Origin of the sequence: Micromonospora sp. NPDC005171, from assembly GCF_040608575.1 — a bacterium.
Classification (GTDB): Bacteria; Actinomycetota; Actinomycetes; order Mycobacteriales; family Micromonosporaceae; genus Micromonospora.
In genome coordinates this window covers 1-4703 of record NZ_JBEXIM010000078.1, presented here as the reverse complement: position 1 = coordinate 4703, position 4703 = coordinate 1, and the positions used below count along the sequence as shown (strand labels likewise).

Sequence of the window (4703 nt, the reverse complement as noted above, 5' to 3'; positions counted from 1 at the left end):
CCCCCGCGGCCGCGGTCTTGCGCGCCGGTGCCGCGGCCGCGGTCTTGCGCGCCGGTGCCGCGGCCGCGGTCTTCCGCGCCGGTGCCTTCGCCGCGGCGGTGGTCTTCTTCGCGGCCGAGGCGGTCGTCTTCCTGGCCGCGGTCACCGTCTTCTTCGCCGTACCGGTGGTCTTCTTGGCGGCGGCGGTGGTCTTGCGCGCGGTGGACGCCGGGGCACGCTTGGCGGTGGCGGTGGTCTTCCGGGTGGCGGTCGAGGTCTTCGCGGGGGCCTTCTTGGCCGCGGCGGTGGTCTTGGTCGTGGCCTTCTTCGCGGGGGCCTTCGTGGCCGCCGTGGTGGTCTTCCTGGCCGGGGCGCGGCCCGCCGCGCCGGCGGCCTTGCGGGCCGGTGCCTTCGCGGCAGCCGTGGTGGACTTGCGCACGGGGGTGGTCCGGCTGGCCGCCGTGTTCCGCTCCGCCGCGGCGGTCTTCTTCGCGGTGGTGCGTCGGGCGGCCGGGCGCTTGGTGGCCTGCTGTGCTTCGGCCATCGTGGTTCCCTCCTCGGGGGACGTGCTCTCGCGTGCGTCCTCGCGGAGCACGAAGTATCTCGGCGCGAGCCGTCCCGCGCCGCCTATTTGTCGTCCCCGGCCCAACGAGCGTCCTCGGCATCCCACGCCTCGTTCCGCTCCTGCACCCGTTGCAGGGCGTTCTCCGCGTCGGCCGCCGAGTCGTACGGGCCGAGAACGTGCTTCGCCGGACACACGTCGGAGTCCGTCTCGACCCGGTGATGCCGGGTGCACCAGTAGAACTGCCCACCACGTCCGCTGTCGCTCATGGGAATCACTGTGCACCGCGAACCGGCCGGCCGCCACCGGATCGCACAAGTCGCCGACGATCTCCACAGTAGATATGCATTTCGCGCTTCGGGCCGGAACACCAAAAGAAGCCCGAGTTCGGCAGTTTCAGAACATGAGTTCGCGGCGCCCGGGTCGACTGGTGGGCCTCCGGGGAATTGACCAGGTCAGTGACGAAGGTTCGACGATGGGAGGCGGTCATTCTCCGTCCACCCTGGGCGGGGCCACCGGAGACGGAGCCCGGTGCCAGGTGGTGCGGATCGTCCGCTGACCCGCACGCCCGCTGCTCGGCGGGGTCGCGCGGCCTATGATCATCGGATGGCGACACCTGACTACATCGCGGGGTTGCGCAAGCACGTCGGTAACGACCTGCTCTGGCTGCCGAGCGTCAGCGCGGTGGTCCGCAACGATGCCGGGGAGCTGTTGCTCGGCCAGCGCGCCGACGACGGGCGCTGGTCGGTGATCAGCGGTTTCGTCGAGCCGGGCGAGCAGCCGGCCACCGCGCTGGTCCGCGAGGTGCGCGAGGAGACGGGTCTGGACGTCGCCCCGGTGCGGATGTCCAGCGCCGTGTCGCACCCGCACACGTACCCGAACGGGGACCGCTGCGAATACCTGAACCTGGGGTTCCTGTGCCGGCTGGTGGCCGGCACCGCCCAGGTCAACGACGACGAGTCGCTGGCCGTGCGGTGGTTCCCGCTGGACCGGCTGCCCGAGCTGGACAAGCACGCCCTGCTGGTCATCGCGTACGCGCTGCGCGAGAACCAGCTGGCCGGTTACCTGGAGCCGGGTACGACATGGGACGACGTACCCGACTGACGCTCACGCCGGGGTCGGCGCGAGAGCGACAGGCGCGGCGGGCGCGGACCGTGCCGCCCGGATGGTGTACGCGAGCGCGTACGGCATGCAGGCCAGGTAGAGCATGGGCTCCAGGAACACCCGGTTGGTGATCAGGAAGACCTCCCACTCGATCGGCCGGGGCAGGCCGAAGTTCCAGTCCGTCCAACAGGCGAGGAGCCACAGCGGCGCGGAGATCGGGTCGACGCGCTCCCGTGCGTCGATCGTCGGCCCAGCGCCGAATCCGGCGGGGTAGGCGTCGACGATGGCGAGGATCACCGCGAGGTCCGCGGCGACGAGTGCGCCGAGGACGCCCACCCACCAGGCGGCGCGGAGGCGACCCCGGGCGGCGAGGCGCGCCGCGGCCCACAGCGCGAGGGTCAGGCCGGCCAACCAGAGCAGCAGACCGGGTACGGCGCCGGCCAGGCCCTCGGCGAAGGTGACGTACATGAACAGGATGACGGCCGCACCGACCGGGAGCACCACGCCGAGCGCGATGCGCAGGGGGCCGTCGAGTGCGTTGTGTCGGGCCCAGCGGGCAGCGAACACCGCAAGCACGACCGCCAGCAGGATGGTGATCGCCGCCCAGATCGGCTTTTGCGCCCGCTCCCCCCAACTCACCCGGAACATCAACCATTCGTAGAAGGGGAACATCGCGAACCCACTGAGGGCCACGATCCCTACGCAGGCGATCGGGGACAGCAGCAACGCCGCCGCGGTCCGGCTGGCCCGACCATGCATCAGGGTGCGGTCGACGAGCGGGGCGCCGGCGCGGCTGACGGCGAGGCTCACCGCGAAGCCCAGCATCGTCGTCCGGCGACCGCTCTCGGCGAGCACGTGCAGCTCGGCGGCCCACTCGCGGCGCAGGTCGTCGCGGACCTCGGCCGGCCATCGGCGCGCGGCCAGATCCAGCAGCAGCTCGGCGACCCGGCGGGTCACCACGCTGGTGCCCCGGTGGGCTCGGTGCCGCCCCACGAGGGGCGACCGTCGGGGATCGCGGCCCGCAGGTCGGCGAGCGCCTGGCGGGCCCGCGTCACCCCAACGGCCGTGAGCCGGTAGTAGCGGCGGGCCGGCCGGCCGGCCGCGACGGGATCGATCGCCTCCCAGTCGGCGGCCAGCCAGCCGGCCCCCTGCAGCCGGTGCAGCACCGGATAGAGGGTGCCGCTGGGCAGGCCGGTCAATCGCATCAGGTCGAGCCCGTAGCGCTGCGCGTCCGGCTCGGCGAGCAGCGCCGCGAGCACCTTCGCGACCGGAATGGTCATCCGCATCCGGCCACTGTATCGGAACTCTACATAGGGGTGGGTACCCTTTCGACCGGGATCCACAGCTCAGCGTCCGCCTGGCTGCCGTCCGCCGACACCCGGACCCGGGAGATCTCCGGTCCAGGTCGGCTGCGGTACGGGTTGGACGGAAACCACTGCGTGAACACGTCACGCCACAGGTACTGCACCGCCTGCGGAAACGCGCCGGACGTGGTGAAGACCGCCCACGAGCCGGCCTGCACCGGCAGCGCGTCCAGGTCCTCCGGCGGCACCGCGCTGGTCACCACCCCGTGCCAGTAGTCCAGCTCGGTGCCCTCCTGCCGACTGTCGGCGAGGTTGTCGCTGACGTTGACGATCCCCTTCGGCTCCTGATCGGAGAGCGCCTCGATCCGCTCGGTCGTCTCCTTGTCGATGCTCCGGATGAACGCGACGATCGCCGGGTTCATCCCCTCGTGCACCAGCGGGACCCGGGCCTTGCGCCCCACCAGCGCGAACGCGTCCTTGTCGACGATTCGGTACTCCATGCTGCCGCTCCCTTCGACTGTGAGTCGGAAGGACATCCGGGGCTGGGCGCGCAGGGCTGCCCCCGTACGCCGGGCTTCTCCGGGCCCCACGCCGTGCACGGCGTGGAACGCCCGGGCGAACGCCTCCGCCGAGCCGTAGCCGTGGTGCACCGCGACGTCGAGCAACGTCCGCTCCCCCGCCAGCACGTCCGCACCGGCGACGGTGAGCCGCCGCCGACGGATGTACTCCGACAGCGGCATTCCGGCCAGTGCGGAGAAGAGCCGCCGGAAGTGGTACTCCGACGTCAGCGCGATCCGCGCCAGCTCGGCCACCTCGATCTTTTCGTCGAGGTGCCGCTCGATGTACGCCATGGCCTCGTTGAGCCGATCCAGCACCCGGGCCTCCTTCCCTTTCGAGCACCGACGTTAGGCGGCGGGGATGGTGGCCCACCCGACATGCGATGCCCGCATCGGTCGGGTGGGTCAGCACCGGTTGTCGTGTCGTAGCCTGGCGGACTTTGCTTCTTGAGGAGGTTGACGTGGCCGAGTATCCGCAGGACGTCGTGCAGCGTTTCCACGGCACCCCCGAACAGGTCGATGCCGGGCTGGTCGGCGAGCCGCCACGGACCTGGGCGTCCGTCGTGATCGAGGAGTACGACAGGGACTGGGCGCAGCGGTTCGTCGCCCTCCGCACGTCGATCGTCGAGGCGCTGGGCGACCCGGTCCTCGGTGTGGAACACGTCGGGTCCACGGCGGTGCCCGGGCTGGCGGCCAAGCCGATCATCGACATCGACCTGATCGTCGAGGACACCGCGAAGGAGTCCGGCTACCTTCCCGCGCTGGAGCGGCTCGGATACCGGCTCGTCCTGCGCGAGCCCTGGTGGCACGGGCATCGGATGCTCGTCAGCCCAGCCGAGGACGTCAACCTGCATGTCTGGCCGCAGGGTGCGCCGGAACCCGTCCGGCACCGGCTCTTCCGCGACTGGCTGCGCTCGCATCCGCACGACCGGGAGCGGTACGCCAGGGTCAAACGCCGTCTCGCCCGGGACACCGCGCACCGCCCCCGCGACTACAGCCTGGCGAAGAACGACGTCATCGACGAGATCTACGCGCGCATCTTCGCCGCCTGACGCCGCGCCGCCGACGGGCCACAACTAGATCTTGGACACTTTCGTTACCAGGGCGGGCTCAACCGGTGGTTGCAACACCCCCTTTTGGTGGTTGTCGTTGGGGTGGTTATGGCGTCGAGGTTGAGTGCGTTGGAGCGGGAGCAGA

Annotated in this window: 6 protein-coding genes and 1 pseudogene; 2 read left to right on the top strand and 5 right to left on the bottom strand. The window is 71.1% G+C overall.

Annotated elements, in window-relative coordinates; all coding sequences use genetic code 11:
• Together ABZU74_RS33915 and ABZU74_RS33910 are read right to left on the bottom strand one after the other, a co-directional pair.
• Nucleotides 1–523, bottom strand: a pseudogene (locus ABZU74_RS33915) (histone); the annotation flags it as partial.
• Nucleotides 524–606: 83 nt separating this feature from the next.
• Nucleotides 607–810: a hypothetical protein gene (locus ABZU74_RS33910; RefSeq protein WP_355432837.1), complete on the bottom strand. Its 204-nt coding sequence runs from the start codon at nucleotides 808–810 to the stop codon at nucleotides 607–609.
• Between the two features lie 337 nt (nucleotides 811–1147).
• On the opposite strand from ABZU74_RS33910, the gene ABZU74_RS33905 reads away from it, so the two are divergent.
• Nucleotides 1148–1645, top strand: a complete 498-nt coding sequence (locus ABZU74_RS33905; protein WP_355432834.1) for an NUDIX domain-containing protein — start codon at nucleotides 1148–1150, stop codon at nucleotides 1643–1645.
• A 3-nt stretch (nucleotides 1646–1648) separates the two neighbouring features.
• Here ABZU74_RS33905 and ABZU74_RS33900 read toward each other — a convergent pair whose 3' ends face one another.
• From ABZU74_RS33900 to ABZU74_RS33890, 3 genes are read right to left on the bottom strand one after another with little or no spacing between them, the layout of a single operon-like run.
• Complete coding sequence (locus ABZU74_RS33900) at nucleotides 1649–2638, bottom strand: hypothetical protein (RefSeq protein ID WP_355432831.1); 990 nt, start codon at nucleotides 2636–2638, stop codon at nucleotides 1649–1651.
• Entirely contained in the window at nucleotides 2599–2931 is a 333-nt protein-coding gene (locus ABZU74_RS33895) for a helix-turn-helix transcriptional regulator (RefSeq protein ID WP_355432828.1), read from the bottom strand. Before ABZU74_RS33895 ends, ABZU74_RS33900 begins: the two co-directional genes overlap by 40 nt.
• Nucleotides 2932–2951: 20 nt before the next feature.
• Nucleotides 2952–3824, bottom strand: a complete 873-nt coding sequence (locus tag ABZU74_RS33890) for an AraC family transcriptional regulator (RefSeq protein ID WP_355432825.1) — start codon at nucleotides 3822–3824, stop codon at nucleotides 2952–2954.
• 143 nt (nucleotides 3825–3967) lie between these two features.
• Here ABZU74_RS33890 and ABZU74_RS33885 point away from each other — a divergent pair, with 143 nt between their 5' ends.
• On the top strand, nucleotides 3968–4558 hold the full coding sequence (locus tag ABZU74_RS33885; protein ID WP_355432822.1) for a GrpB family protein: 591 nt from the start codon (nucleotides 3968–3970) through the stop codon (nucleotides 4556–4558).
• Nucleotides 4559–4703 lie beyond the last annotated feature (145 nt).